The sequence below is a fragment of the Streptomyces sp. ActVer genome (genome assembly GCF_027270795.1).
Lineage (GTDB): Bacteria > Actinomycetota > Actinomycetes > Streptomycetales > Streptomycetaceae > Streptomyces > Streptomyces umbrinus_A.
Map to the genome: position 1 here is coordinate 35,753 of NZ_JAPWHT010000001.1, position 26,810 is coordinate 62,562.

Sequence of the window (26,810 nt, forward strand, 5' to 3'; positions counted from 1 at the left end):
TAGGGTGTCAGACCGTGGAAGTGGTAAGCGGCAAGCCAGGGCACCGCTAGGCCGGACAGACTCGACGCCACTCATGCTCGAACAGGAACGGAGTCCATCTACACAAACAGGTGTCGCTTTCATCCGGCTGGCAGTTCCGTCATGGCGTCCTCGTCAGTCGGCTCCCAGGATCATGGTGCCGCTCGAGCAGAACCATCCTCCTGTACCGCTTACGCAGGCCAATCGGGCATCCGCTACCTGGCGAGCACCGGCTTGCCCCCTGAGTTGGCGCACCGCTTCAACCATCAGGAAGAGCCCACGCTGACCCGGATGCATTGCGGAGAGGCCACCTCCATCGGTGTTCGTCGGCAGCGCCCCGCCGACGCGCAGCCGGCCGTCCTGGACGAAGTCCCCGCCCTCGCCCTTCTTGCAGAAGCCCAGGTCTTCGAGATTCACCAGGAGCATGGAGGTGAAGGCGTCGTAGATCTCGCACACATCGATTTCCTGCGGCGTGACGCCGGCTCGTTCGAATGCAAGAGTGCCCGAGATCTTCGCGGGTCCGACCGTCACGTCCTCCCATTGGCTCGTCGACATATGGGAGATGGCCTCCCCCGTCCCGAGTATCCACACCGGCAGACCAGGTAGATCCTGCATGCGGTCCTCAGCCACCAGGACCAACGCGGCGCCTCCGTCGGAACGGATGCAGCACTGCAGTTTTGTGAACGGGTCCGCGATGACTCTGCCGGCGAGCACCTCCTCCACCGTCAAGGGAACGCGGAACGTCGCGTCCGGATTGAGCGAGGCGTTGTAACGGGCCGAGACCGCGATCTCGGCCAGCTGCTCCGCAGTGGTGCCGTACTCGTACATATGTCGTCGCGCGGCCATGGCGTACTTACTGATGACGGTGTGGCCATACGGCGCTTCCCACTGCAACGGGCCTCGCGACCCCCAGTCCAAGGTGGCCGTGCGCAGACCGTTCTTGATGTCCGAACGGGAGGAGGAGCCGTAGGCGAGCAGGACCACGTCGGCCCTGCCCAGGGAAATCGCGTCCGCAGCGTGCGCGGCCATCACCTCCCAGGCCGCACCACCCACCGCGGTCGAGTCGATCCACGTCGGCCGGATACCGAGATGCTCCGCAACATCGACCGGAGGAAGGGCGCCCAGACCCGTCGATGCGAACCCGTCGATCTCGTTCGGAGCCAGTCCGGCCTCCTCGACAGCTCGTCGTGCGGCCTCGCTGATGAGCGCGTACGGGTTGGTCAGCTGGTCGTCTCCCACGCCCGAAAGACCTACTCCCGCGATCGCTACCCGTCGAGTCACGCGTCCTCCATTTCCAGCACTCGGGACAAGTGCAGGTCTCTGCTGCCCAGCTGGAGCGCCAGGACAGTTGCTCGTTTCGCGGCAAGGTGGAGGTCGTGCTCCCAGGTGTAGCCGTTTCCTCCATGCAGCTGGATCGCCATTCGCGCGTTGTCACTCGCCGCCCGTGCAGCTATCACGCGGGCGACGGAGGCCTGATAGGCGACGCCCCCGTGTCCGGCTCGGAACTCGGCGGCGGCATACAGGAGCTGGGACCTGCTCACCTCGCCGTGCATCGCCGTATCGGCGCACGCGTGCTTCGGCCTGGTAGGCACCGGTCGGCAAGACGAAGCACATTGCGCCGTTCCGGACGGTTCAGCATCAGACGACGACCTGACGCCTTGGCCGACGGCGTAGGTCGTGTGCAGCAGGTTCGTTGGCACGCTCATGGTCTGCGGCCCGCCGCGTGAAGACCGGTCGACGGTGCCCAGGCACAGTTGACTCCCCGGCCACTTCCCTTCGATTTGATATACATACTGTCAGATCCGCGTTTGCGTCACAACCATACGGCTGGCGACTCATCTCGCCATCGAGACGCCCAGCTCCCCCACGGCCGCCGCCCTGGGCGCCCATTCGTCGCACGCCACAAGTAGAAGACAAATCTGACAACAGTGTCTACGATATTCCAAGTGGGCGAGCGATGCCCCGTCTGTTCACACCGGGCGGACCGCCTATCTGGTTCGGCGGCAACGGCCGCAGCACGGAGACGTGCGTCGGAACTCGGCGAGGGCTGGATGCCCTTGCCGCAAAGCCCGGAACCGGCCGCAGTCACCAGCTCGCCGACTCTCGACCCCCTCTCGGTCCTCGCGGAGCAAGTGGCAGAGATCAACGTGGTCTGTGCCGCCGCTGGTTAGCGCCCGGCCGAGGTGATGACTCGACTCGCCGAGTACGGCGGCGCAGGGTTCACACGTGGTTGCTGATCGAGCCGGTGAGCCGCTCGGTCGCCGGCTTCGAACGTGACCTGACCACCATCGCCTCCCAAGGAGCCGGACGTCCCGGGAGGCCACCACATCGGTTCCAAGATCTGACATCCTATCTACTGCACTGGAGTTACTTCCCCACGACACTGCCGGATGACATTCGAAAGGCCGACGCAGACATGAGGGCAGGGCGTTCAGCAGGAACTCAGACGCAGGGAACATCCGAAGCTCTGCCGGCGACGGACGGACAATGGTCGCCGACGCTGTGGGAGTCACTCGTCCACCGTGCGGATCTTGATCCAGGCTCAACACTCGTGTCGGATGAGCACGGCAGGACCCTCAGCGCCGGGGCTTTCGCCGACGAGGCCGAACGCGTCGCAGCCTGGCTGTACGCACGAGGTGTTCGCGAGGGCAGCGTCGTCTCGTGGCAACTACCGACCACGATCAACGCACTCCTGGTCTCGGTAGCACTCTCGCGCCTCGGTGCCGTCCAAAACCCGCTGGTCACAACGCTGCGCGAACCGGACGTCGAGTTCATGGTTCGGCAGGCGGGTTCTGCCCTCCTTCTGGTGCCAGAGAGCCAGCCACGGTACGACCATGCGTCGATGGCACGTCGGCTCGAGGGCAGGGTGCCGGGTCTCCAAGCGCTGGTACTCGAATCAGCGCTTCCCCATGGCTCCTCCGCCCCGCTTCCCCGCGCCCGCGGGGCGGCTCCTGACGACGTGCGCTGGCTCTACTACACGTCAGGCACCACGGCGGTCCCGAAGGGAGCCCGCCACCGCGACAGCGACCTCGTCGCCGCCGCGCGAACGTTCTGCGCAGCCGTGTCGCCTGGTCCGAACGACGTCATCTCCTCCATCGCACCGGTCGCCCACATCGGGGGATTGGTGTTCTTCCTCGGCGCGGTACGGTCGGGGGCTCACCTGGTGGTCACCGAGAGCTTCGCGCCCCTCGAGACCGCTCGGCATCTTACGGCCGCCGGTACCACTCTGTGCTGTTCCGGTCTTCCATTCGTCCAGGGCTTCCTGGAGGTCCAGCGGCAGAATTCAGAGACCCGCTTCTTCCCCGACCTGAGGGCTTTCCTGATCGGAGGCGCCCCCCGCGCCAAGGCCCTGCACGAGCAGGTGATGGAGACGTTCGGAGCCAAGATCGTCTCTGGCTATGGCATGACCGAGATGCCCTTGATCAGCATGGCAACCCTCGACGACAGCCTCGCGCACCTTACGGTCGCTGACGGCCGACCCAGTGGCGTCTGTCTCAAGATCACCACGCCAGACGGCGCCCCCGTGCCACCAGGAGAGTCGGGCGAGGTCCGCGTTCGCGGAAACTCGCTGATGGCTGGCTACGTCGACGCGAACCTCGATTCGGAGGCCTTCGACGAGGATGGCTACTTCCGCACCGGCGACCTGGCACGCATCGACGACGAAGGCTTCCTCATCGTCACCGGACGTCTCAAGGACATCATCATCAGGAACATGGAGAACATCTCGGCGCGCGAACTCGAGCTGGCCCTCACCGAGCACCCTGCCGTCCGGGAGGTCGCCGTCATCGGCCTCCCGGACGACAAGACCGGCGAACGCGTCTGCGCGGTCATCGTACCGACCGGCGAGCCGCCCTCCCTCCAGTCGCTGTGCGACTTCCTGGACGGGCGCGGCGTGAACCGGCGGAAGTTCCCGGTCCAGCTCGAGACGGCCGCCGAACTACCGGTGAACTCCCTTGGAAAGCTGATGAAGAAGGAGATCAAAGACGCAGTGCTCCACCGCACCGAGGCAATCCCGCAAGCAGGAACTGTCTGATGCGATACGAGACCATGCTGTTCGAAGTTGCCGCGAGCGTCGCCACGATCACGCCAGGGCGGTTGCAAGTTCCGGGGTCGTGCGGCTGATCGGGTTGTGACCGGTTGGGGCGCATAGCAGAGCAGGCACGGGCTTCGTGATCATTGTGGTGTCTAAGCCCGATGATCATGAGGTGGCCCGTGCCTGCTGCTGCATCCTCTCCCATCCCTGCCGTGCTGGTGAAACTGGGGCCGCTGGACACCGGCCGGATTGCCGACCTGCGCCCGTACTTCGATTCCGTGCCCGACCCGCGCGCCCGCCGGGGCCGGTGGTACTCATTCACAGCGATCCTGCTGGTGTGTGCGTGCGCGGCCGTCTCGGGAGCGAGGAGCATCGATGAACTCGCCGAGTGGGGCCAGCGTGCTTCGAACGCAGTCCTGACAGTGATCGGGATCCGCCGCCACCTGCTCAGATGGCGGCGCGCTCCGGCGTCGGCCACGATCGGCCGTGTGCTGGGGGCTGTTGACGGTGACGCCCTGGACCGGGCGGTCGGCGCCTGCCTGGCCGACCGGCACCGGGCCGCCACCCAACCCGCCCAGGCGGCGTCGCCCTCCGCGTCCGGGCGCTCGCGCGCGATCGCCGTCGACGCAAAGCACTCAAGGGATCAGCCCGTCTCACCGCGACGCGCCGGCATCTGCTCTCCGCGGTCACCCACGGCACCCTCGTGCCCCTCGCCCAGGTGGAGGTCGGCGCGAAGACGAACGAAACCACGCACTTCCGGCCGCTGCTGGCACCGCTGGACCTGACCGGCACCGTCGTCACCTTCGACGCCCTGCACTCGGTCAAGGCGAACATCTCCTGGCTGGTGGAAACCAAGAAGGCCCGCTACATCACCGTGATCAAGACCAACCAGCCCACCGCCTACACCCAACTCGCCGCTCTGCCCTGGCAGTCCATCGCAGTCCAGCACACCGCCTCCGGGACCGGACACGGACGCCGCGAGTCCCGCTCGGTCAAGACCTGCGGTATCGCCGACGAACTCGGCGGAATCGCCTTTCCCCACGCCCGCCTGGCCATCCGCGACCACCGCCGCCGCAAGCCCACCGGCAAGCGCGAGACCCGTGAGAGTGTCTACGCCGTCACCAGCGAACTCCTCGCACCACATCAGGGACGTCACCTTCGCCGAGGAGGCCTCCACCGTCCACGCCGGGACCGCACCACGGGCCCTGGCGACCCTCCGCAACCTCTCCATCGGCGTGCTGAAAACCCTCGGCGCCGACAACATCGCCAAGACCACCCGGGCGATACGCGACGAGCCCCACCAAGCACTCCCCATCCTGGGCATCACCAACGATCCGGACAGCTACGGAGCTTGATCAAGCCCTGCGATCACGCTCAACCGGCTCGAACGGCTTAACCGGCAGATGACCTTGGACATGACCGCTGCCTGGGCGGAGGTCCGAGGAGACAAAGACATCCACGCGGTCGTGCCGGGCGGCTGGCGGCCGAGCGTTCTGCACCGGTCTCGACCCCGATGAAGGACCGAGGTGGTTGGAGGAGCCGATCTTCAACCAGATGGACCCGGGTCAGTGGCTCGGGCCACGCGCCCAACGTCTGGAAGCGTGTTGTTGTCGCCTTTCAGGGCATGGCCGCAGGCGGCCGGATGTACTTCATCAATGAGTCCGACATCGTCATCGCCTCGGAGGGGCGACCTTCTTCGACCCGCATGCCGGCGTCGGCATCGTCTCGGCACCGGAGCCGATCGGCAGGCTGCATCGCGCCCGCCGGGCGACGTGCTGCGCTGCGCCCCCGTCGGCAACGACGAACGGATCAGGGCCAGAACGGCCATGGGTCTGGGACTGGTCAGCGAGGTGGCCGCCCGTGAGGGACCTCTGGTCCATGCCGAGACGCTGGCAGGGACAATCGCCACACGCCGGTCGGACGCGGTGCAGGGAACCATCAAGGCGATCTGGGAAGCGCTCGACGTGCCTGCCGGCGTGGCCAAGCAGCACGGCATGACGTATGTCCAGCTTGGCAATGGGACCGAGCCGCCTGGTACGGCTGCAGGCCGGGCACCGTCACAGACGCTGCGCTTGGGCGAGCGAGGCGGGGGACGCGGCGCCGCCCGGTCCGGATGGCGCCGCGTCCGCCGTAGGTCAGCTTGTGGACGCCGCGGACTCCGGCACGAACAGGTCCGCGGAGCCTTCGAGAGCTGTCTCGCCCGACTGACGACGAAGCCGAAGCTCAACGGTAACGGCGCTACCTCCCTCGACCGCGGCGACCGCGACGACCTCCCCCGAGCATTCCAGGAGATCACCAGGCCAGACCAACTCTCGGAACCGGACCCCGAATCGCCGAATCCAGGCCGGCTCGAACCAATCAGAGAGGAAGGAGCCCAGGAGCGCGGCGGAGTTCATGCCCTGCGAGAACACGGTCGGGTAGCCGGCCTGCTGGGCGAAATCCTTGTCGTAGTGCATCGGATTGAGGTCTCCTGATGCTGCCGAGTAGCGCACGATCGTCTCTGACGTGATGGGGCCGTAGGTACGTGGCTCGGCACGCTGACCGACTTCCGGTGTGGCGACGTTCATGCGTGCTCCCCCTTCGGCGCTGTACCGATGTAGGTCGCGCTCATCTCCGCGACAAGCCTTCCCGACTGGTCGTGGAACTCGGTCGTCACGGTGACGAACTCCATCGTGCCGCCGCGGCGGCCCTGCTTCTGGTAACGCTCGGTGAGCTGCTCCCGGGCGGTGAGGGTGTGGCCGACCCGGGGAGGTTCCCCGTGGAAACGGAACTCCTGCCCGCCGTGCAGGAGCCGGGCCCTCGGGATGCCATGGTCGATCCGGTTCTCCTTCGTGGACCAACGGTGCGACGTCACCAGGAAGGTCGGCGGAACGACCGGGGCAGCTCCCGCGAAAGCGGGGTTTCCCGACTCCATGGCCTGGACGAACGCTCGCACCGCCCCGAGCTCTATAGGGAACTCAAATGACGGTGGCGTCAGATGTGGGGCCTCAGTCACGCGGTTTCTCCCTCATTGGTTGCCTAGTAAGTGACGATGATGCCAGAATAGCTGACATGAACGACGACCAGGCAGTGGACACCCAGGCCGATGTGGTTGACGAAGAGGCAGCGCACGCTTCGATCCGTTCGGAGCTGTCGGATGGGATCCTGACCATCACCCTCGACCGGGCCGCCAAGGGCAACGCGTTGCGACCGTCGGACCGGCAGCAGGTCATCGCGCTACTCCAGAGCGCACACGAGACCGCCGCCGTGCGGTGCGTCGTCCTGCGTGCCGCGGGGCGGCACTTCTGCACCGGTGCGGACGTCACCGGCCTCCGCCGAACAGACGCCGAGACGGTTGTCGGGGAGGTCAGCAGGCGAATCATGGGCGGCGCCCAGCAGCTGATCGCTGCCGTCTTGGACTGCGACAAGCCAGTGATCGCTGTCGTCCAGGGTGCGGCGGCGGGGATGGGAGCTCACCTGGCCCTCGCGGCGGATTTCGTGATCGCCACGGAGGAAGCGGTCTTCATCGAGTCGTTCGTTCTGCGCGGCATCACGGTCGACGCGGCCGGCGCCTACCTGCTCACTCGTCACCTCGGCATGCGCAAGGCCAAGGAACTGGCCCTGCTCGGCGACCGTCTTCCGGCCGAGGACGCGTTGCGGCTCGGACTAGTCAATTGGGTCGTGTCCGGTGACGATTTGGCATCCACGGTCTCCGCACTGGCCACCAGGTTGGCCGCGGCCCCCACCACCGCACTCGCGCTGACCAAACGCCTCTTCAACGTCGCCCTCGATCAGGATCGAGCGTCCTCCTTCGCCTTCGAGGGTCTGATGCAGGAGGCACAGAGCCACTCCATCGACTCCACGGAGGGCGTGGCCGCATTTCTGGAGAATCGCGCGCCCGTTTTCCGTGGCGTGTGAGAAAGGATCTCTCGTGACTCGTGCCGACCGCCGGGACCTGCCCACCGTAGAGCCGGACACACAGCCATACTGGGACGCGATCCGCGATCGTGGCGTCCTACTCATCGCCCACTGCACGGACTGCGACCGGGTGCACCACTACCCGCGTCCCTTCTGCCCGTTTTGCTGGAGCTGCGCCGTCGAGCCCCGTCCTGCCAGTGGCCGCGCCTCGCTTTACACGTTCTCCACGGTCTATGTCAACGACTTGCCGCCGTTCGCCGATCGCGTCCCGTACGTAGCCGCCCTCGTCGAGCTCGAGGAGGGGCCCCGGTTGATGACCACCATCGTGGACTGCGTTCCAGAGGACCTCCACATCGGGATGGCTCTGACCGTCCGGGCCGAGCCGCTCGACGAAACATTGTCGGCTCCGGTCTTCGTACCTGCCTGAGTCCGCGCTGTCCTCACCGCATCACCGGCACGCTGGCGACCACACCGGCCGTGTCACCACAAGGTGACAAGACAAGAAGGAGAATCACCACCTCATGCCTGGACTGTTGGATGGCAAGGTCGCCATCGTCACGGGAGCCGCGCACGGTATCGGCCGGGGTCATGCCCTGGAACTGGCCAAGCAAGGAGCGGCCGTCGTCGTCAACGACCTCGGGACGACGATCTCCGGCGACGGATCCGGCCGCGACGCCGACGTTGTCGTCGACATCATCCGGTCACGCGGTGGACGAGCCATCGCGGACTACGGCGATGTCGGCGACGAGGACCAGGTCGAGGCATTGGTCGATCGGGCTTGGACGGAGTACGGGCGCGTGGACATCCTCGTGAACAACGCCGGCATCGTGCGGGATCGAGCCATCTGGAACATGCCGGTCGCCGATTTCGACCTGGTGATGCGCGTGCACGTCCGCGGAACGTGGCTGGCGTGCCGTTCGGTCGCCCGCCGATGGCGCACGAACGCCAAAGCCTCCACGGGTACGACGTACGGCCGCATCATCAACACGGTCTCCGGTGCCGGGCTCCTGGGTCACTTCGGCCAGTCGAACTACGCGACCGCCAAGTCGGCGATCGCAGGCCTGACGCTGACCCTCAGTCTGGAACTGGCAAGCATCGGAGTGACCGTCAATGCGATCGGGCCCGGTGGCCTTACCCGTCTCTCCGCGTCCGGCAAGGATGACGTCGTCCCCGAGCCGGACGAACGTCCCGAGGACTCCTTCGATCCCCTGGACGCCTCCCTTTGCTCCCCTGTCGTCGCGTGGCTCGCGAGCGAACAGGCCAGCCAGATCTCCGGACAGGTCATCCGAGCAATCGGCGACAAGATCTATCTCATGGGCGGATGGACCGAGGACGCGGTCGCCTGCAGCAACGAGCGGCGCTGGGATGCCACCAGACTCGGTGAGGTATTCGGCACCGAGATCTTCGGGACACGAGCGCGTGGACTCCGGCTGGGCGGCTGACCGCGCGGTGGGAGAAGGTCCGTGACCGGAGGTGGCGCAGCCTGCTGACCACCGGTCGGTAAGACACGGCTCGTTCTCCCCCGACGGAGGTCCGGTCGACGAATTCGCTCAACCGTGGGCTTCCATGGAACAGGGCGGACAAACTGCCTACGCAGCATCAACTTCACCGATTGGAAGGCCGCTTGCTGCGACCTCGCACCCGATCCCGGCTGCGGTCAGGTGCCGGTACAGGTACGAAGCCGGTCGGCCGGTCTCGTAGGCCACCACCACCGCGCCTGGCAGGTCGCTGACCCAGTAACTCAGCTGCGAGAACGCCACGCCGGAGCGGATGTGGTCGCCGCCGGCCGCATGATGCAGGCGTCGCTGGAGCAGGTCGCCAACTGTGCCTGGTGCAGGAGGTCTTCGCTGGCGCAAGCTCGCGATCTGGGTCGCCGCCGCGGAACAGGCCCTGAGCATGGACGACGTGTGGGAAGGGCTGTGCCTGTTCCTGGAAACCATGTGCGAACTCCAGGCCCGCGACCGGGGCCTCAACGACTTCGCCTCGATCCGGCTGCCTGAGAACGTCTGCCTGGCCAGCCAGCAGACCCGGATCCATGACCCGGCGTGCGCATCGTCGAACGCGCGCGAGAGCAGGGCCGCCTACGACCCGACCTGGTACCCGTGGACCTCGCCTTCGTCATCTGGTCCCACAGCCGGATCATCGAGGCGCCCGACGGGATCGCCCGCACGCATGGCGCCGCCACCTGTACCTGATGCTCGACGGCTTCCGCGCCGAGCGCGCCCACCGACGCCGCACCCGAGACGTGGCGTCGGCTCGTCGCCTGCCTCATCCATCGCCTGGTAGGTGAATTGGTCGAAGAGCGCGTCGTAGGCCATCGTGTCGACCACCATTGTGTAGCAGTACTTGAAGCGGGTCCCGGACTTCGACAGCAGGTGCGGGGCCTGGCTCATCGACTGCATGCCGCCGACAGCGACGACATCATGCTCCCGGACACGGATCATCTGGTCGGCGGTGGCGATCGCCTTCACCCTGGCCACGCAACCTTGATGAGTGTCACCGCCGGCATCATCATCGCGTTACCGCCCTTGACGGCGACCGTCGAGCGGTGTTCTGCCCGCATCCGGCCTGGATGACGTGCCGACGACGCCGTAGTCGACCTGGTCCCCGCCTATCCTGGCCTTCTCCCGCCGGTTCGCGATTCCACCCAGATCGGTGGCGGGCTCTAGCCGGACAGACCGCGGAGCAGCCGGCCCGTCGCGTGCGGGCATCCGCGACGATGACCGCTGTGGGTGCTTCGACTCTTACTACTTGCTCCTCCTGTCGATCAGCGGCCCACGCCGGCGGCAGATGCCGGGGCGGTCTCGGTGGTCACGGAGGCCTTCGCCAACTCGCGCAGCGCGCTCCGATTGATCTTGTGCATCGCGTTCGCCGGCAGCTCCTGGATAACATGCAGAACGTCCGGCGCCTTGTAGTCGGCCAGGTTTCGTCGTACGAACTCCCGCAACTCATCCAAGGTGACCGTCTCACCGGGTACCGGCACCACGAAGGCAACACCAATCTCACCGATAGTCGGCGCCGGAGCAGCGACGATGCTGACATCGGCGACTTTCGGGTGGGTGACCAACAGGCTCTCCACCTCGGCGGGATAGACGTTGTAGCCGCCGCGGATGTACATGTCGCTGGAGCGGCCGGTGAGCACGAGGTTGCCGTCGGCATCGAGATAGCCGAGATCGCCCGTCAGCAGCCAGCCCTCGGAGTCGAATGCCTTCGCCGTCCGTGCCGGGTCGTTCCAGTAGCCGCGCATCACGCAGGCCCCACGGATGCGGACCATGCCGACTTCCCCCTCGTCGGCCAGCACGGAAACCTCCATGCCGACTTGGGGGCGGCCCACGGTGCGGAATTGCACCTCCGGCGGGTCCTCAGGTCGGGTGCCGGCGATGCTCGGGCTCTCCGTCATCGCATAGCGGACCACGAGCGGGCAGCCGAGGACCTCCTTGACCCGCTCCACCAACTCGGGTCGTGCGGGAGCGGTCGCGCTGAGCCCCACGCGGACGGAGCCGAGGTCGAGCTCGTCGATGCCGGGAAACTGAACAAGCTTCTCCCACTGGGTCGGTACGGCGCCGATCACCGTGACTCTCTCCTCGACGATCTGCCGCAGCATGGAGTCCACCGACCATGGCATCACGCCAATGATCACGGTCGTCAGGTGGTGGATCTGGTCCCACAGGCGCGCCATGTAGCCGGCGTGCGGGAATGGTGTGGGAACCAGTCTGCGGTCACCGGGTGTGCTCATCGGTCCGGCAGCGTCGGAGACGGCCTTGAGGTTGCGGTGGTCAAGGTAGGGGCCCTTGGGGTTCCCGGTCGTACCACTGGTCCACATGATCACGACCGGGTCGGCGGGGTTGCACTGGCCACGCGGCGGGTCGACCGCCACGCGAGCGTAGATCCCCGCCAGCTCGGAGCGAAGGAGGGACCGCGGCTCGCCGGGCAGCGGCGGGGTGGCCAGCGTGCCATCACGCACCACCAGCCGTGGCAAGCATGTCTGGGCGATCGCCTCCATCTCCTGGGGCCCGAGCCGAGTGTTGAGTGCGGTGGTGACAGCACCGAGCTTCGCGATCGCCGCGAACACGACGGCGAAGTCACACGAGTTGGGCATCACGAGCGCCACGACGTCGCCCCGGCCGACACCGCGTCGGCGGAGCTCCTCCGCCACCAGGTCGGAGCGGAGATGCCACTCTGCAAAGCTCATCCGATCGTCGGGACCGACGTACGCGTCGCGCTCCCCCTGTTGGGCGGCCGCCGCCGCCAACAGATGGTCGACGGTGTCGAACTCGCCGCTCACCACGAGGGTTTCATGCTGCATGAACTTCCTCTCCGAACGAAGTTATCGAGCCGCGCTCCTCCCCTCGGCACTGTAGGACGGGCGCCCGGGCGCGAGAAGCCTCGCCAGCAGTTCGGCATCCCCCCTACATGTACGAAGAATGCCGGTCGGTGCTCAACCCACATACCGAGACCCCGGTTGCTCAGACCACCGGCTCAGCCGGTCGTCTCCGACCTGCAGATCCTTGTACACGCTGTCAGATATGGCCATACTGGCTATGGCGCACGCCACTCACCGTCGAGTTCGCGGAGGCTTCAGTGCACAACGACCGGCGTACCAATCCGCGCCCTGCGCCCCCGCTAGGCCCGACCGTGCCCACTAGATCGTCCGCGCCAAATGGCGGCCACCGCGGAACGGCCCTCGTGGTCGCGGACACAGAGCTCGGCGCCGCGGCCACATCCAGCGCCTTGGCTGCCATCGGCTGGAAGTGCGTGTGCACCACCGACCTGGACCGGGCATCGTGGCTGGTCTTGGTGCGCAACTTCGGACTCCTCTTCGTCGCCGGCACCTCGGATCCGTGGGCGATCGGCACCGTGTCGCTTCTGAGGCCGCTCTCCCGGGCTCCCATGGTCGCGCTGTCGTCGCCTGGCACGCAGTCCGAGCCCACTTTGCTCAACGCCGGAGCAGACCTGGTGTTGGAGCAGGGCTACTCCGGCGATCTGTTGCGAGCCGGCACCGACGCGCTCCTGCGCCGAGCCATCCCGAACCAGGCCGAGCTGCGGTTCCTGGAGAGCCCGGGCCTCCGGGTCGACCTGCTGGCTCGCAGAGTCACGGTTGACGGCCAGCAGGTCAGCCTTACCCCCACCGAGTTCGACCTGCTTCGCGTGCTGATGGGCCAGCCCTTCGTCGCGATCCGGCACCACGAGATCCTCAAGGAGGTCTGGGACTGGAAGCACACAGACGACCGCAACGCCCTGCGCCTGCAGATCAACCGACTGCGCAAGAAGCTGGAGGCCTCCGGTGAGCGTCGCTACATCCGCGCGGCGCGCGGCATCGGGTACAGCTTCGACCAGCCCGTCACGGAACTGGCCGCCCATCAGAAGAAGGGCACCGGTGTGGAGGACAGCAACTACGTGGCGACCTGGGAAGATCGTCTGAGCACGCTCATCCAGTCGCTCTTCGCCACCCACAGCCGGCTTGAGGCATGCCGGGCCCTCGTTGACCTCGCGGCCGACGACAGCCTGTGTGACGGTGCGGCCGTGTTCGCCCGGCGCCCGGGCTCGAACTTGCTGGATCTGGTCGCGCAGGCCGGGATGCCGGAGGAGTGGCAGACCTCGGTAGCGGCAGGCGTGCCGCTAGACGGCGGATACCTCTCGGCCGACACCTTCAACACCCGGGCGATCCGGCGAGTCGTCGACATCACAAAGTTCAAGCGCCGTTATCCGGCGACGGTAAAGCTGACGCGCTTGGCCGAAACCGAAGTACCCTCGATCCTCTCGATTCCCCTGGCCGATGCCCATGGCACCTGGGGCCAGGTCGGCTTCGTCAGACGCTCCGACAGCCCCTTCACGCCTTTGCAGTGCATAGTGCTGGAGGCAGCCGGAGCCGTTCTCAGCGGCCTGTTTCCACGCCACCTGGGCGAGCCGGACGGCACGCTCGCCGCCATCTGACGCTGTCACCGGGATCATTGGACCCAGTGATCCACGGGTCACGCCAGGAAGAAGTCGGCAGTCCCGGTGATCACGACTCGCCGGTGTGCTGCCTCGCTGCAGTTCTACGGTGGCCAGGCCGCCCTCGGCCCCTCCTCGACGGCAACGACGGTTCCCGAGCAGTTGAGGGTGTCGCCGTAGAAGACCTGAGAGCGGAACCGAACGCCGAAGCGGTGCACGGTCGCGGCACCGAGTAGGCCGGTTGCGTAAGTCGCCGGCAAGGCGCCTGGAGCATCCCGTGGGCGATCACCGTCGGATACCCGGCGCTGCGGGCGAAGTCCTTGTGGTGTAGAGATCCAGACCTGAGCGGACGAGGGCGTCCACAGCAGCGCGACGATGCCTTGGACATGATCGACGCCTTCGTCCACTGGGGCGTACTGATCCTCAGGCATGGCCGGTGACCGTCAGCAGCAGGTCGCGGGGGTCGGGCAACTCGTCGCCGCGCCAGGTCACCATGCCGTCGGGGCGCACCAGCACCCACGGTCGATCGTAGGCTGCGGCGACGGCCGGCTCACTGACTCGGACGACCGTGAGCGGAACGCCGAGACCCGCTGCGGCTGCCTCCGCGCGACCGATGTCGGCCGACGCGGGCTCGTCGCCGAGAACGAGCAACGTGAAGGCGTCACGGTCGAGCAGGTCGATGGTGGCGGTGCCATCGGCGAACCGCACGAACGGGGCACGGTGCCCCGGGCGAGCGGTCTGCACGTAGACGCTGGCATCGTCCGGAGTCGGAGGCGTCCCGTCACCGACGACGATCGGCGACTCGTCGTACCGATAGCCCATCGCCACCCCGAAGGAGTGCCACTCGGGCTGCAGGCGGGCGTTCATCTGGTCCCCCAGCGCCCGGCGCTGCTTCTCCCCCTCGGGCGAGTCCTCGAAGAGCCGGTCCCACTTGGCTTCCTCGACCCACGCGCCGTAGTTGCGACTGGAGAAGTTGCCGTTGCGGATCGCCACCGGCCGACGCTCGGCGTTGTAGGCGTCGATCAGCGATCTGCCACCCCAGCCCTCGATGAGCGCCTGGAGCATCCACGCCAGGTCGCTGACGTCGCCGAGACCGGTATTGAGGCCGTGTCCGCCGGTGGGCGAAGTGGTATGGGCGGCGTCACCGGCAAGGAACAGCCGTCCTTGCGCGAAGCGCTCGGCCGTGTAGTGGCTGCGGCGCCACGGCATCACGCGGTGCAGAATCCAGTCGCCCTCGTCGGTGCCAAGGGCACGGCGCATGGCTGCGTCGTAGTCGTTGCTGTCGGGCTGCTGGCGCTCGGTGAAGCCGACGAGCGTCATCCGCCATAGCTTCCGGCCGTCGACCGATGTGATGTTGGCCCAGGTCTTCCCGTCCTCGCCGACAAACATGAAGCGCTCGGCCCGGCCGTGAGGGTGCAGGTCCTCGAGCGCCTCGAACTCGATCATCGCGCTCACCGAGTAGTCGAGATCGTTGCCCTCGAAGGCGATGCCCGCTGCGCGGCGGACGGTGCTGCCGGCGCCGTCGCATCCGACGATGTACTTCGAGCGGACCGTTAGGTGCTCGCCGTCGGGGCCCTCGACGACCGACGTGACGCCCTCGGCGTCCTCGGACATCGAGCGCCAGACAGCGCCGTAGAGGACCTGCGTCATGCCGAGTTCGAGGACCTTGCCGGCCATCAGCGGGTCGAAAACGTACTGCGGGCAGCGCGCGGGGATCTCCCTCGTCTCGGGAAACGGTATGCGATCCTTCGCCGAGGGCAGCGGGTCGCGGCCGAGCACGAAGCCGTTGAGCGAGGTGACGTAGAGCGTGTCCCGAGGGTAGTCGAGCGGGAACCCGGCGTTGATGATGTCGTCGGCGACGCCCATCTTCCGGAAGTACTCGACGGTCCGCTCGTTGAAGGTCCCTGCCTTGGCGAGTAGCTCGAGTCCGGTCCCGGCGTCGGCCTCGACGAGGACGCACGGGACGCCCCGGAGCCCGAGGTCGTAGGCGAGGGTGAGGCCGACGGGCCCCCCGCCGACGATTATCACGGCGGTGTCGATGCGCTTGCTCATGACGGCTCCTCGCTAGATGATCGCGTCGGTCCGCAGCGCCTCGACCTCGTCGTCGCTGAGGCCCAGCAGGTCGCGGTAGACGGCGGTGTTGTGTTCGCCGAGCTCCGGACCGAGGGCCCGGACGCATCGGGAATTCGCCGAGCACTTCGTGTTTGAGCCGGACGATCGACTCACGTGCCTTGAAGTGCGGGTCCTCCAGCATGTCCTTGGCGCGGTAGATGAGTCCGGCGGGGACACCAGCCTCGTGGAGCGCGTCGAGGAGGTGACCGGATTCCTGCGGACTGCTCCAAGCGGAGATGATCCGGTCCAGCTCCTCGGAGTTGGCACCGCGCGCGTCATGGGTGGCGAACCTCGGGTCCGCGGCAAGCTCGGGCTGGCCCATCACCTCGGTAAGCCGCTGAAAGACCGTGTCGCGGTTGCCGGCCAGCACCGACCCTTCGAGCGCCGGGTACACGTTGCTCGGCGCGACGCCCGGGAGGATCGAGCCAGTCCGCTCGCGCTGGTAGCCGCCGACCTCCCAGTCGGGAACGAGCGCCTCCATCATCGCAAACACGGACTCGTAGAGGGATGCGTCGACGACCTGCCCGCGGCCGGTGTTCTGCCGGTGGTGGAGCGCGACGAGCGTGCCAAGGGCCGCGAAGGTGCCAGCGAGTTCGTCCCCGATCGAGACGCTCACTCGGGCCGGTGGCGTCACCGGGTCGCCGGTCACGTACCGGAATCCGCCCATTGCCTCGCCAACGACGCCGAAGCCGGCGCGGGGTGCGTAGGGGCCCGTTTGGCCGTATCCCGTCACGCGGGTGACGACGAGGCCACGGTTGACCTTCCAGAGCTCCTCGGGGCTCAGGCCCCACCGCTCCAGGGTGCCGGGCCGGAAGTTCTCGACGAGCACATCCGCCTGCGCGACGAGTTTGCGCACGATCTCCTGGCCTTGGGCGCTGCGCAGGTTGAGCGTGATGGACTTCTTGTTGCGCCCGATGATCGGCCAGTGCAGCGACAAGCCCTGAGGCTTGACCCGACCCCAGCCGCGCATCGCGTCGCCCTCGCCAGGTGCCTCGACTTTGATCACCTCGGCACCGAAGTCGCCAAGGAGCGCGGACCTGGGCCGGTACGCCGACTCCGATCGATTCGGCCAGGGAGATCTCCACCGCGCCGCCGTCGTACGCCTCTCCCGCGAGGCGGGCGACCAGCTCGGGGTCGGCCTCGCCCTCGAAAGGGCAGCCGAACGCGGCTGCGATCGCGACGGAAAGCGGAACGGCGCCGTTGGCCTCGGCGACGATCTGGCGCCAGCGCCCGACCATCTGCCCGATGGTGGCGCCCTGGTTGCGCTGGCTGAGGGTCTCGCTCGCGACAAGAACGACGTTCACCTCGTCCATTCCGGTCTCGATGGCGCGCGTGAGTCCACGGGGGTTGAGGACCAGGCCGCTGTAACTAACACCGGGCACCCGCTCAGTTCGCGCCATGGCCTCCTCGGCGGCCGCCATCTGCGGAACTGCCTTGGAGCTGACGAAGCTCACCGACTCGACCCGGCGAAGACCCGCCGCGGTGCTGCGGCGAATCAACTCGGCCTTGTCCTCCGGTGACAGCGGCGCCTTCTCGTTCTGGAGCCCATCGCGAGGTCCGACCTCGACGATCTCGACGCGCATCCCCCGCCCCTCTCGCTGTGTCACCGACGGTTCGCGTGCGGCCATGTCTCGAACCTGTAATCGTCAAGCCGTGACGTCGATGACGACGCGACCCTGGACCTGGCCCTGCAGGATCTGCGGCGCCAGTGACGGAAGCGCCGACATCGGCTCAACCCGGGACAACGATGCGAGCACATCGGGCTTGAGGTCGCGCGCCAAACGGCTCCAAGCAGCCTTACGCTTCGCCTGGGGGGCCATCACGGAGTCGACGCCGAGCAGCGCAACCCCGCGCAAGATGTGGGGCAGCACGGTCGCGCCGACTAGGTCACTGCCACCGGCCAGCCCGCAGGCGGCAGCGGCGCCGCCGTAAACGGTCTGCGACAGCGCGTTGACGAGGGTGACACCGCCGACGGTGTCGACTACCCCGGACCAGCACTCCTTCTGCAGCGGGCGCCCGGGCTCGAGGAGCTTGTTGCGGTCCACGATCGTCCCGGCTCCCAGCTCCGTGAGGAACTCGTGCGCGGAGGGGCGCCCGGTCGAGGCCGCCACGGGCACTCCGACCGCGGTAAGGAGTGCGACCGCGACCGACCCTACGCCTCCGGCCGCGCCGGTGACGAGCACATCGCCACCGGCCAGTGCGCCCCAGGCATCCAGTGCGTCGACGCACAGGGCTGAGGTGTAGCCGGCTGTGCCGATCGCCATCGCATCAAGGGTGCTGAACGGCTCGGGGATCTCGACGAGCCACTCGCTCTTGACCCGCTGATAGCGGGTGTAGCCACCGGACTCGGTCTCCGACATGCCCCAGCCGTTGACGACGACCTTGGCGCCGACCCTCCACTGGGCATTTGTGGTCTCCACGATGGTGCCGGCCAGGTCGGCGCCGGCGATCAGGGGCGTGCGCCGCGCAATCTTCTGGGCGCCGGAGACGTTGAGGCCGTCCTTGAAGTTGAGCGAGGAGTACTCGACCTCGATCAGGGTGTCGTATTCGGGCAGGTCGGCGAGGCTGAGCCGGCGGAAGTCGCACACCCGCTTCCCGTCGGTCTCGTCGACGACCAGTGCGGTGAAGGGTTCGTTCATTGCGGCGCCTTTCAGCGAAGTCGGGTGGGGGAGGGAGGACTGAGGTCGAGCAGGCCGCGCTTGGCGACGAACTCGAGGGTCAGCTCGGTTGTCTGCTTGAGCAGTTCGGGGGTGCCCGCGTAGTAGTGGTCGGCTCCCTTGACGACCTTGTACTCCTTGTCGGTGCTGGCGACCGCCTCGAAGACCTCATGGACATGGGCCGCCGGGGCGCAGTCGTCGGCGCTGTTCTCGATGGTGAGGAACGGCACCGTGACGTCCTCGGCACACACCTCGGCCCTGGCGCGGGTGTCGTCGATGGACCACTGCGACAGCCACGAGCGCAGCGTGCAGAACCGCGCGACGCCGACCGGTCCGGTGTTGACCGTCTCGGGGTCACCGGAGTAACACCACTCCGGCCGACGGTCGTTGGGCTCCAGGGTCGGGTCGAGCCAGCGCGGGTCGGCCTCGGTCCGGTGGACGACGAAGGCACCCTCGATCTCCTTGCCACCGCGGTTCTCGAGCATCTCGAGGCGCTCACGCACGGTCGCCGTGATACGGCGCATCCGGGACAGCTGGGCGGCACGGTACTCCGCGACGAAGTCTGCGCTGTAGGGCCGACTGGCCAGGTTCTCGGGCCGGTAGAGGTCCAGATGCGGGTCGCGGTCCTCGGGGTTGAGCTCATCGCGCACCGAGGCGTCGAGGGACTCCAGCAGCACCCGCGCCCGGGAGGCGTGCGCGGCCTGGAAGACCACAGCATCGGCGGGTATGAGCCCGGCACCGACGACATCGACCGGGTCGCCGTACGGCGTATCCACGATCGTGGGATTCTCGGCCTGCGACTGGTAGAGCATCGACAAGGAGCCACCACCGCTCCACCCGACGAGCACCACCTTCTCGTAGCCGAGCTGTTCCTTGGCGTAGCGGATCCAGGCGCCGAAGTCGAGCAGCGTCTTCTCGAAGATCAGGGCCGCGTCGTTCTTGAAATATCGGGTGCGTCCGCACAGCACGTGCACACCGGACTCGGCCAGGCTCCGCGGCACGGGCAGCGCGTCCATCGGGGTGACCGGATGCATGAAGAAGAAGACGGTCTTCGAGGTGCCGGTGCGCGGCTTGAGCAACACGCCCTCGACATGGACCATGCCCTGGCTGCCGGCGTAGCCGTACACCTCGTTGAAGGAGCGATGCTCGGGGTAGTCGAGAGCGATGTACTGGTACTGCAAGTCCCCTTGGAGAACGTCGAGGATCACTGGTCTTCCTTCATGCTCGTCGGAGTCGGCAGCCAGCTCCCGGTGAACTGGGAGTCGCGGGCCGCCTTGAGTCCGGTCACGCCCTCCGTGGCCAGAATGTCGGCGAAGCGCCGGCCATCAGGAGCTTCGGCGTAGCGGGCGTTCGAGACGGTCACCACGTCGCGGGTACGCCCGGCCGCGCGGCCGTCGGTACGCCCCATGGCATCCGCGGTGGCGTTGACCGCGGCCTTGTTGAGGATCGCCGCTTCCCGGGGCGTCGCCGCGATCCGTGCGGCGAGGTCACCCGCCCGGACCGACAGCGCGTCGGGTGCGACCACGGCCAGGACGAGCCCGATCCGTTCGGCCACGGAGGCGTCGATCAGCTCTCCGGTGAGGATCAGGAACTTCGCCCACGCCGGCCCGATCAGCGGCACCAGCTCAGTGGCGCCCGGGTGGCCGATACGGCCCTCCACGAGACCGAAGCGGGCGTCCTCGGCCGCGACGACGAGGTCGAACTGGGCAAGCAAGCCCAGGCCCGCCCCCAGGCACAGGCCGTGCACGGCCGCGACGATCGGCCTGCGGACGGCTCGGATGCCGGCGTGGAACCGGTCGACCTCCGCAACCATCTCCGTGACGTCGTACGGTCTGTCGGTCGGCGGCGCCCCGGTCAGGTCACCGCCGGCACAGAACGCCCGGCCCTCCGCGCTCACGAGGATCGCCCCGACGGACGCGTCGGCGTCGGCACGCTGCAGGGCGGCAAGGATCTCGGCCCGGCTGCCGTCCGGGCCGAAGCCCAGGACGTTGAGCTTGTCGGGCCGGTTGAGGCGGACGTGCGCGACCCCGTCCTCGACGTGATACGCGACATGGGCGTAGCCGGAGTCGCTCTCAGAGCTGGCCAGGGCGCTCACCGCCCGCCTTCCCTCTTGATCTTCGCGGCGTCGTCCTTGCCATAGCCCAGCTCGACGAGGACGTCCACGGTGTGCTCGCCCAGCTGCGGCGCGTGCCGGCGGAGGCCCGGAGGCGTCTTGGACCAGCCGACCGGACCGCGCACCGTGCGCAGCGGGCCCTCCGTGGGGTGCTCCGTGGTCTGGAAGAAGCCGACCGCGTTCAGGTGCGGGTCGTCGAAAATCGATTCCAGGGTGTGCAGCGGCGTGGCCGGGATATCGGCCTTCTCGAACACCCCCAGCCACTCAGCGGTGGTCCTCGCGGCCAGCTGTTCGCGCACGAAGGCGTACGTGTGATCGGCGTGGGTGGTGCGAACGCCGAAGTCGGCGAAGTACGGGTCATCTAGAAGGTCCGGCCGCCCGACGAGCTCTCCGAAGGACCGCCAGTGGTTGTCGGTGTAGATGATCGCGCATACGTAGCCGTCAGCCGTCTGGTAGGGGCGCCGTTCGGCGGTGAGTGTGCGCGGGTATCCGGGCGGACCCATGGGCGGCTCGAAGGCCATGCCGCCCATGTGGTCGCCGAGCACGAACTGGGCCATCGACTCGAACATCGGCACTTCGATGTGCTGGGCCTCCCCGCTCCGCTCGCGGTGGAACAGGGCGGTCACGATGGCGTGCGCAGCGTACAGACCCGTACCGCGGTCGTTGAACGAAGTGGGCACATAGCCGGGCTCCGGCGAGCCCGTGCGGGCCAGCAGGGAGGGCACGGCGGTGAGGCCCTGGATGAGGTCCTCGTACGCTGGTCGGCCGGCATAGGGGCCGCCCTCGCCGAAACCGACGAGACTGACCGAGATGAGTTTGGGGTTGAGCTCGGCGAGGTCCTCGGGCCCCAGGCCGAGCCGGGCCATCGCCTGCGGGCGCACCGAATACATGAACACGTCGGCGCCGGCGAGGAGGTCGCGCATCGCCTCCATGTGCCGCTCGATCTTGAGGTCGAGCACGACACTGCGCTTGTTCCGGTTGAGCTGCAGGAATGTGCAGCCCATCTCGGGGTTCTGCATCGGCGGAATACTCCGTGTCGTGTCACCAGCCGGTGACTCGACCTTGATGACGTCAGCACCGTGGTCGCCGAGTAGCTGGCTCGCCATCGGCCCCATCACCGTGGCGCTCATGTCGACGACGCGGATACCTGCCAGTGCAGACTCCACCTGCTCCTCCAAATTCATGCCGCTCCCAGGCGGGACGTCCTCAGCCTAGGTGCGAATAGATGTCGATTGGGTGTCCGAGAGAGCGGTCCCGAAGTGGCATCCATTCGACAGGCACATCGGCCTACGGTTCCCCTTATGACAATGGCTCACGGTCACCGGACACTCGGCTCGGTGCTCAAGGAATTCGCCCACCTGCAGCCCAACGCGCCCTTCCTCGCTTACGAGCGAGGTCCCGGGCTGGTCGAGACCACCACGTGGGGGCAGATGGCCGCGCGGGCGCTTTCCTCCGCCGAGCTGCTGTCCTCGCACGGCGTGCGGGCCGGCGACAAGGTAGGCGTCCACCTGACGAATTGTCCCGAATTCTACGACGTGTGGTTCGGCGCCGCGCTCCTTGGCGCAGCCATCGTGCCCACCAATCCACTGCTCACCGCCGACGAACTGCGCTACGTGGTCGACCACGCGGGATGCGAAGTCGTCGTGACCCAGGCCGACTTGGCCGACACAACCCGCGCCGCCGGCGCCCGGACGATCATCGACGTCGAGCACGCGTGGCACGTCAGCGACACCTTCGCCGACTGGGACTCAGTCGACCTCCGTCGCACCGACGGCGGCACGCTCGCGGCCATCATGTACACCTCCGGCACTACCAGCCGCCCAAAGGGTGTCATGGTGACCCACGCGGCGTACCTGAACGCCGGAGACGTCGTCGCCGGTCACTTGCGGCTGCGTCGTTACGACCGCAACCTCATCGTCCTGCCCCTCTTCCACGGCAACGCGCAGTACTACTCGACCATGTCGGCCTTCGTCTCCGGAGCCTCTGTGGCGCTCACCCCCCGGTTCAGTGCCAGCCGATGGTCGGAGCAGGCGCTGGCCACCGGAGCGACGGTCGCCAGCCTTTTCGCCGCTCCGATCCGGATGCTGCTCGCTCAGTCGGTCTCCAATGCCGACCACATGCACCAGCTGCGCGTCGTGATCTTCGCGCAGAACGTCTCCGCGGCCCAGGTCACGGAGTTCCAGAAGCGGTTCGGGGTCGATCTGCTTCAGCTCTACGGCATGACCGAGACGGTCTTCCCGCCCTTGATGAACCCGCTGCTCGGCACGCGGAACTCCCAGGCGATGGGCAGGCCAGTCGCCGGCGCACGCATTCGTCTCGTGGACGACCAGGGCAACGACGTCCCGCTCGGCACTCCCGGGCAGTTGCTCGTCGGCGCCAATCCCGGATTCGACGTGATGACCGGCTACCTCGCCAACCCGGAGGCCACCGCGTCGACGCTCGTCGACGGATGGCTGCACACCGGAGACGTGGCCGCCACGGACTCCGACGGGTTCGTCATCTTCGTGGACCGGGCGAAGGACATGATCAAGCGGGCCGGCGAGAACGTCGCCTGCAGCGAGGTCGAGGCGGTGATCGGTCAGCACCCCGCCGTCTTCGAGTCCGCCGCTGTCGGCGTTCCCGACGAGATGCGCGACGAGGCGCTGGTCGCGTTCGTCGTGCTCTGCAAGGGCGCAGAGGCGACCCCGGACGAGATCCTCGACTTCTGCCGCGAGCGGCTCGCGAAGTTCAAGGTCCCCGACAGCGTCAAACTGGTCCGCGAACTGCCGCGCACGCCCGTCGGCAAGATCCAGAAGCACCGGCTGAAGGGGAGCCTGCCGGCCTGACGGGCCGCACGGCTGAGGCAAGCAGAAGAGGGGCCCGCGGTGGCCCCTCTTCATTGGGCTTCTTCAGCGTTGCCGCTCCAGAGTGAGGATGGCCTTGGCGATTGACGTCATCCGGTTGGGGCTGCATCGGGATCTTCGGAAGATCCGCCAGGACTTCAATCGTGCGATGCCGCGTTCGACCGGTGCCCGTGCTGCGGACAGCGCGCGGTTGAGGGTCTTCTCGGTGAGGGTGAGTTCCTGCAGGGTTTGCGCTTGATGCCTGTGGTCAGCCAGGGCCGGCACCCTGGTAGGCGAGGTCGGCCAGGATGGGGACGCCTTGGCGCTCGCAGATGCGGATGATGCGGTGGGTACGGGCAGCGGTCAGGTCGTGAGCCCGGCCCGGCAACGCGGGCGAGAGCCACAACAATTGGCCGTCCGGATCGGTGACCACCTGCACGTTCACCCCGTGCTGGCGGTGCTTGATGCCCCCTATGTTCGTCAAGCTGCGGCCATCAGAGTCGCTGAAGGATCAGACCGCTGGTGGCGCGTGATCATGTCGGCACGGATCAGTTGTATACCTCGCGGGCTACGTAGCGTTTGAGGCAGCGCATGACCTCACGTTTTCCCTTGCCTTCGGCGGTGCGTCGCTCAAGGTAGAGGCGGGTACGCTCGTCTTGTCTCATGCGCGTGACCACGATGCGGTGCAGTGCGGCGTTGGCCTGCCTGTCTCCGCCGCGATTGAGCCGACGGCGTTGTGCTTTTCCCTGAGGACTTCTCGACGGGACTGACACCGCACAGGGCGGCGAAGGATGCCTCGCTGCCCAGCCGTTCCGGATTGTCGCCTGCAGTGATCAGCAGGGCCGCCGCGCTGTCGGGTCCCATCCCGAGCTGCTCCAACAGGCTGGGCGCGGTAGCCCTGATCGCTATGGTCATCCGCCTTTCGAGCTCGGTGGCTTCGTGTCGAAGCTGCACGACGCACTGTGCCAGCAGCCGCAGCGTGAAGACCGCCGTGTCGGCTGCCGGGTTGCCCTCGCGGGTGTCGGCCAGTTCTGCGCACCGGCGGAGCAGCCGCGAATTCGAGAGCGGCTCCAGCTCCTCGCGCAGGGCGGACAGAGCGTTGACCAGCACGGACTTGAGCTGGTTGAGCGCTTGAGTGCGGGCTTTGACCGCGGAGTTCTTCGCCAGCCGGAGCATCCGCAAGGCTTCCACTTGCCCGTCGCCGCTCTTCGGTAGCGCCCGTGCGATGCCGGACAGCGCGGCCCGGGCGGCAGCCTCGGCATCGACGGCGTCGGTCTTGCCGCGGCGGCGCCGGGTGGATCGGTCGGGCTGGTTCACCTCCACCACCGCAACCTGCTGGGCCGCGAGGTAGCGGGCCAGGCCCGCACCGTGGGAGCCAGTGCACTCCACCCCGGCCCGCAGCACCGTCCCGCACTGGCGTGCCCAGTCGAGGAGCTGGCGGTAGCCGGCCCGGTGGCCGGGAACTCCCCGCTGCTCAGCAGCCTGCGAAGGTGGTCAAGGCCGGCCGCGACGTGTACGTCTTTGTGGGTGTCGACGCCGAGCACCACCACACGCGCGGCTCGGCCGCGGCCTCGACAGCATGAACAGCAGGAAAGGCAGCAGACTTGCCGAGGGTGGCCACCGTGCTCCTGTTCGACGACTTACCGAAAGTCAGCGCCGGTCGGTGGAGCGGTCAGAACTGTGACGGTGCCTTCGAGGCCATGGCCCCTATCGGGACACGCTCCGCCCGGCCCGGTGCCGGTGCGTGTCACTCCGGCCGGGCTGACAGATCAAACACAAGGCACAAGCGGCCAGTGAGAGTACGAGTCAAGCCGTGGCCGGAACGACACACCGCCATCCTCACAGTGGGAGTAGTCGGCCCGTCCGTCGCCGGCTCGGTCGCACTCGGCGAGCGTGCCGTCCAGCAGGACGAAGTCCGCATCGGCCTCGCGCATGACCTTCAGCAGACCCGGCGCGCGTTCGGCGAGCAGGTGGACGATCGTGCTGGTGTAGGCGTGGGCGGTGGACTCGCTGATCCCGAACCCGGCAGGGATCTTCGCCAGGGTGGTGTGCGCGCAGGTACACCAGTGCCACCATCGCGCGCTGGGACGGGCGGAGCTTGCAGCGCCGGTCACCCTCACGGGTGACGATGAGCATCGTCACCCACTCCACAAGGGCATGGGGCAGGTCGAGTGCGGCAGGATTGACCAACGAGGCCCCCGAGCAGCGTGGTTGAGACGTCAGACATCTCGATCAACAGCCCGGGGGCCTCGCTCGTTGCGCTTCGTGGACCGTCACCTGATCGGAGGCCAAGCCGAAGAAGCTCATTCGGCGGATCTCAGGCCGGGGTGTTGCCGTGCGATTCGTTCCGGTAGACCTGAATGAACTTCATCACCGCCTCGGCGACGTCCTCGTTCCGCTCCGCCGCCTTGTGCTTGACCTCGATCCAGGCCTTCAGCTCCCGCTGGGCCACGGCAGCGTTGTCGTTCCACTTGGGGTCGAGGGGCGTGGTGATCTCCAGGCGCAGGTCGTTGACCGGGTCACGGAAGTAGACGCTGTAGACGATCCCGTGGTCGATCGGTCCGACCGTGGAGATGCCGTTGGCGTTCAGCCACTCCTTCCAGGCTTCGACGCGCTCCTTGCTGTCGACCTGCAGCGCCAGATGGTCGAAGATGTCGTACGCGGGGTGGCCCTTGGGGTTGGCCTTGGGCAAGCCCGGCGCCTCGAAGAAGGCGATCGTCGAGCCGTCGCCTTGGCGGAAGAAGATGTGGAAGTAGGGGAAGTCATCGCCGGTGCTGGGCACCTTGTCGCCGATCACGCTGTCGACCAACGGCATTCCCATGATCTTCTCGTAGAACTCCACCGTCGCCTCGACGTCGTGGGTCACGTACGCCTGGTGGCTGAGCATGTCGGGCTGGCCCGGGTGTTGAAGGCTAGTGTCGGGCATCACATGGCCCTTTCTCCGGAGAATGTCCTTGCGACTCCACACTCACACCCTGGACGTGTCACAAGGATGTCACTTGCCCGAGGCTTGAGCGATCCGGTTGCCACCTGCAGCAGGTCGTGAGCCAGCTGCCGGTCTGGGGCGGCCTGACCACCAGCAGCGAAAGCGGCGAGAACCAAGGAATCCCGAGTGAGCATCCGGACAGCGAGGTCCGGCGGACCATCGCGCCCTCCACGCCTCACCCGGCGACGACCCGGATCACGCGACCAAGGTGCGTCTGAGAAAAAGCACCAGTTGGGGT

At 67.3% G+C, this 26,810-nt stretch carries 22 protein-coding genes and 6 pseudogenes; 9 read left to right on the forward strand and 19 right to left on the reverse strand.

Features of this window, described 5'->3' with window-relative positions; translation table 11 throughout:
* Positions 1–153: 153 nt before the first annotated feature.
* Both O3Q52_RS00215 and O3Q52_RS00220 read right to left on the reverse strand, forming a co-directional pair.
* Positions 154–1,299: an acetyl-CoA acetyltransferase gene (locus O3Q52_RS00215; protein WP_266586817.1), complete on the reverse strand. Its 1,146-nt coding sequence runs from the start codon at positions 1,297–1,299 to the stop codon at positions 154–156.
* Positions 1,296–1,559, reverse strand: coding sequence for an acyl-CoA dehydrogenase family protein (locus O3Q52_RS00220; protein ID WP_266586815.1), 264 nt, complete (start codon positions 1,557–1,559; stop codon positions 1,296–1,298). Before O3Q52_RS00220 ends, O3Q52_RS00215 begins: the two co-directional genes overlap by 4 nt.
* A gap of 689 nt (positions 1,560–2,248) precedes the next feature.
* Between O3Q52_RS00220 and O3Q52_RS00225 the strand changes: the two genes are divergently transcribed.
* The 4 genes and pseudogenes from O3Q52_RS00225 (at position 2,249) to O3Q52_RS00240 (ending at position 5,406) form a co-directional block, all read left to right on the forward strand.
* Positions 2,249–4,051 carry a class I adenylate-forming enzyme family protein gene (locus O3Q52_RS00225; RefSeq protein ID WP_269646740.1) on the forward strand — a complete coding sequence of 601 codons (1,803 nt, stop codon included), beginning with the start codon at positions 2,249–2,251 and terminating at the stop codon, positions 4,049–4,051.
* 167 nt (positions 4,052–4,218) lie between these two features.
* Complete coding sequence (locus tag O3Q52_RS00230) at positions 4,219–4,836, forward strand: transposase family protein (RefSeq protein WP_266586813.1); 618 nt, start codon at positions 4,219–4,221, stop codon at positions 4,834–4,836.
* Positions 4,770–5,138 (forward strand): annotated as a pseudogene (locus tag O3Q52_RS54070) (ISAs1 family transposase); the annotation flags it as partial. The gene O3Q52_RS00230 and the pseudogene O3Q52_RS54070, both read left to right, overlap by 67 nt.
* Positions 5,139–5,157: 19 nt before the next feature.
* Positions 5,158–5,406: a hypothetical protein gene (locus tag O3Q52_RS00240; protein WP_266586811.1), complete on the forward strand. Its 249-nt coding sequence runs from the start codon at positions 5,158–5,160 to the stop codon at positions 5,404–5,406.
* 780 nt (positions 5,407–6,186) lie between these two features.
* Here O3Q52_RS00240 and O3Q52_RS00245 read toward each other — a convergent pair.
* Both O3Q52_RS00245 and O3Q52_RS00250 read right to left on the reverse strand, forming a co-directional pair.
* A complete protein-coding gene (locus tag O3Q52_RS00245; protein ID WP_266531832.1) occupies positions 6,187–6,618 on the reverse strand; it encodes a MaoC/PaaZ C-terminal domain-containing protein in 432 nt (143 codons plus the stop codon).
* Positions 6,615–7,046 carry a MaoC family dehydratase N-terminal domain-containing protein gene (locus tag O3Q52_RS00250; protein ID WP_266531833.1) on the reverse strand — a complete coding sequence of 144 codons (432 nt, stop codon included), beginning with the start codon at positions 7,044–7,046 and terminating at the stop codon, positions 6,615–6,617. Before O3Q52_RS00250 ends, O3Q52_RS00245 begins: the two co-directional genes overlap by 4 nt.
* 56 nt (positions 7,047–7,102) lie before the next feature.
* Here O3Q52_RS00250 and O3Q52_RS00255 point away from each other — a divergent pair, with 56 nt between their 5' ends.
* The 3 genes from O3Q52_RS00255 to O3Q52_RS00265 all read left to right on the forward strand — a co-directional run bounded on the left by O3Q52_RS00255 (position 7,103) and on the right by O3Q52_RS00265 (position 9,390).
* Positions 7,103–7,948 (forward strand): enoyl-CoA hydratase/isomerase family protein, encoded by an 846-nt coding sequence (locus tag O3Q52_RS00255; protein WP_269646741.1) that lies wholly within the window; start codon positions 7,103–7,105, stop codon positions 7,946–7,948.
* A 13-nt stretch (positions 7,949–7,961) separates the two neighbouring features.
* Complete coding sequence (locus O3Q52_RS00260) at positions 7,962–8,375, forward strand: Zn-ribbon domain-containing OB-fold protein (RefSeq protein ID WP_266586805.1); 414 nt, start codon at positions 7,962–7,964, stop codon at positions 8,373–8,375.
* A gap of 94 nt (positions 8,376–8,469) precedes the next feature.
* Complete coding sequence (locus tag O3Q52_RS00265; RefSeq protein ID WP_269646742.1) at positions 8,470–9,390, forward strand: SDR family NAD(P)-dependent oxidoreductase; 921 nt, start codon at positions 8,470–8,472, stop codon at positions 9,388–9,390.
* 639 nt (positions 9,391–10,029) lie between these two features.
* Here O3Q52_RS00265 and O3Q52_RS00270 read toward each other — a convergent pair.
* Together O3Q52_RS00270 and O3Q52_RS00275 are read right to left on the reverse strand one after the other, a co-directional pair.
* Complete coding sequence (locus O3Q52_RS00270) at positions 10,030–10,428, reverse strand: hypothetical protein (protein ID WP_269646743.1); 399 nt, start codon at positions 10,426–10,428, stop codon at positions 10,030–10,032.
* A 287-nt stretch (positions 10,429–10,715) separates the two neighbouring features.
* On the reverse strand, positions 10,716–12,254 hold the full coding sequence (locus O3Q52_RS00275; RefSeq protein ID WP_269646744.1) for a class I adenylate-forming enzyme family protein: 1,539 nt from the start codon (positions 12,252–12,254) through the stop codon (positions 10,716–10,718).
* A gap of 380 nt (positions 12,255–12,634) precedes the next feature.
* On the opposite strand from O3Q52_RS00275, the gene O3Q52_RS00280 reads away from it, so the two are divergent.
* On the forward strand, positions 12,635–13,882 hold the full coding sequence (locus O3Q52_RS00280) for a winged helix-turn-helix domain-containing protein (RefSeq protein ID WP_266586797.1): 1,248 nt from the start codon (positions 12,635–12,637) through the stop codon (positions 13,880–13,882).
* A 423-nt stretch (positions 13,883–14,305) separates the two neighbouring features.
* Here O3Q52_RS00280 and O3Q52_RS00285 read toward each other — a convergent pair whose 3' ends face one another.
* The 8 genes and pseudogenes from O3Q52_RS00285 to O3Q52_RS00315 all read right to left on the reverse strand — a co-directional run bounded on the left by O3Q52_RS00285 (position 14,306) and on the right by O3Q52_RS00315 (position 21,930).
* Complete coding sequence (locus tag O3Q52_RS00285; RefSeq protein ID WP_266586795.1) at positions 14,306–15,934, reverse strand: FAD-dependent monooxygenase; 1,629 nt, start codon at positions 15,932–15,934, stop codon at positions 14,306–14,308.
* 12 nt (positions 15,935–15,946) lie between these two features.
* Entirely contained in the window at positions 15,947–16,108 is a 162-nt protein-coding gene (locus tag O3Q52_RS00290) for a hypothetical protein (RefSeq protein ID WP_266586793.1), read from the reverse strand.
* Positions 16,059–17,000 (reverse strand): annotated as a pseudogene (locus O3Q52_RS54345) (CaiB/BaiF CoA transferase family protein); the annotation flags it as partial. The gene O3Q52_RS00290 and the pseudogene O3Q52_RS54345, both read right to left, overlap by 50 nt.
* Positions 17,001–17,085: 85 nt before the next feature.
* Positions 17,086–17,622: pseudogene (locus O3Q52_RS54350) on the reverse strand (hydroxymethylglutaryl-CoA lyase); the annotation flags it as partial.
* Between the two features lie 18 nt (positions 17,623–17,640).
* Complete coding sequence (locus O3Q52_RS00300; protein ID WP_266531846.1) at positions 17,641–18,633, reverse strand: MDR family oxidoreductase; 993 nt, start codon at positions 18,631–18,633, stop codon at positions 17,641–17,643.
* Between the two features lie 11 nt (positions 18,634–18,644).
* Positions 18,645–19,859 carry a hypothetical protein gene (locus tag O3Q52_RS00305; RefSeq protein ID WP_266531848.1) on the reverse strand — a complete coding sequence of 405 codons (1,215 nt, stop codon included), beginning with the start codon at positions 19,857–19,859 and terminating at the stop codon, positions 18,645–18,647.
* On the reverse strand, positions 19,856–20,746 hold the full coding sequence (locus O3Q52_RS00310) for an enoyl-CoA hydratase/isomerase family protein (RefSeq protein WP_266531849.1): 891 nt from the start codon (positions 20,744–20,746) through the stop codon (positions 19,856–19,858). The genes O3Q52_RS00305 and O3Q52_RS00310 overlap by 4 nt, the downstream gene beginning before the upstream one ends.
* A complete protein-coding gene (locus tag O3Q52_RS00315; RefSeq protein ID WP_266531850.1) occupies positions 20,743–21,930 on the reverse strand; it encodes a CaiB/BaiF CoA-transferase family protein in 1,188 nt (395 codons plus the stop codon). Before O3Q52_RS00315 ends, O3Q52_RS00310 begins: the two co-directional genes overlap by 4 nt.
* 135 nt (positions 21,931–22,065) lie before the next feature.
* Between O3Q52_RS00315 and O3Q52_RS00320 the strand changes: the two genes are divergently transcribed.
* Positions 22,066–23,589: an AMP-binding protein gene (locus tag O3Q52_RS00320; protein WP_269646746.1), complete on the forward strand. Its 1,524-nt coding sequence runs from the start codon at positions 22,066–22,068 to the stop codon at positions 23,587–23,589.
* A gap of 63 nt (positions 23,590–23,652) precedes the next feature.
* Here the strand turns inward: O3Q52_RS00320 and O3Q52_RS00325 are convergent.
* The 5 genes and pseudogenes from O3Q52_RS00325 to O3Q52_RS00340 form a co-directional block, all read right to left on the reverse strand.
* A pseudogene (locus O3Q52_RS00325) lies at positions 23,653–24,049 on the reverse strand (transposase family protein); the annotation flags it as partial.
* Between the two features lie 167 nt (positions 24,050–24,216).
* Positions 24,217–24,762, reverse strand: coding sequence for a transposase (locus O3Q52_RS54075; RefSeq protein ID WP_327692295.1), 546 nt, complete (start codon positions 24,760–24,762; stop codon positions 24,217–24,219).
* Positions 24,748–24,996, reverse strand: a pseudogene (locus tag O3Q52_RS54080) (transposase); the annotation flags it as partial. The gene O3Q52_RS54075 and the pseudogene O3Q52_RS54080, both read right to left, overlap by 15 nt.
* A 434-nt stretch (positions 24,997–25,430) precedes the next feature.
* Positions 25,431–25,722, reverse strand: a pseudogene (locus O3Q52_RS00335) (transposase family protein); the annotation flags it as partial.
* 181 nt (positions 25,723–25,903) lie between these two features.
* The gene (locus tag O3Q52_RS00340) at positions 25,904–26,512 is read right to left on the reverse strand and encodes a VOC family protein (RefSeq protein ID WP_266586785.1); all 609 of its coding nucleotides are present in this window, start codon (positions 26,510–26,512) and stop codon (positions 25,904–25,906) included.
* Positions 26,513–26,810 lie beyond the last annotated feature (298 nt).

What these genes read in the sequence shown, in the direction of transcription:
- O3Q52_RS00300 (WP_266531846.1), bottom strand. Translation starts at nt 18,633, where the DNA reads ATGAACGAACCCTTCACCGCACTGGTCGTCGACGAGACCGACGGGAAG.
- O3Q52_RS00275 (WP_269646744.1), bottom strand. Translation starts at nt 12,254, where the DNA reads ATGCAGCATGAAACCCTCGTGGTGAGCGGCGAGTTCGACACCGTCGAC.
- O3Q52_RS00285 (WP_266586795.1), bottom strand. Translation starts at nt 15,934, where the DNA reads ATGAGCAAGCGCATCGACACCGCCGTGATAATCGTCGGCGGGGGGCCC.
- O3Q52_RS00230 (WP_266586813.1), top strand. Translation starts at nt 4,219, where the DNA reads ATGAGGTGGCCCGTGCCTGCTGCTGCATCCTCTCCCATCCCTGCCGTG.
- O3Q52_RS00265 (WP_269646742.1), top strand. Translation starts at nt 8,470, where the DNA reads ATGCCTGGACTGTTGGATGGCAAGGTCGCCATCGTCACGGGAGCCGCG.
- O3Q52_RS54075 (WP_327692295.1), bottom strand. Translation starts at nt 24,762, where the DNA reads ATGCTCCGGCTGGCGAAGAACTCCGCGGTCAAAGCCCGCACTCAAGCG.
- O3Q52_RS00245 (WP_266531832.1), bottom strand. Translation starts at nt 6,618, where the DNA reads ATGAACGTCGCCACACCGGAAGTCGGTCAGCGTGCCGAGCCACGTACC.
- O3Q52_RS00320 (WP_269646746.1), top strand. Translation starts at nt 22,066, where the DNA reads ATGACAATGGCTCACGGTCACCGGACACTCGGCTCGGTGCTCAAGGAA.
- O3Q52_RS00255 (WP_269646741.1), top strand. Translation starts at nt 7,103, where the DNA reads ATGAACGACGACCAGGCAGTGGACACCCAGGCCGATGTGGTTGACGAA.
- O3Q52_RS00340 (WP_266586785.1), bottom strand. Translation starts at nt 26,512, where the DNA reads ATGCCCGACACTAGCCTTCAACACCCGGGCCAGCCCGACATGCTCAGC.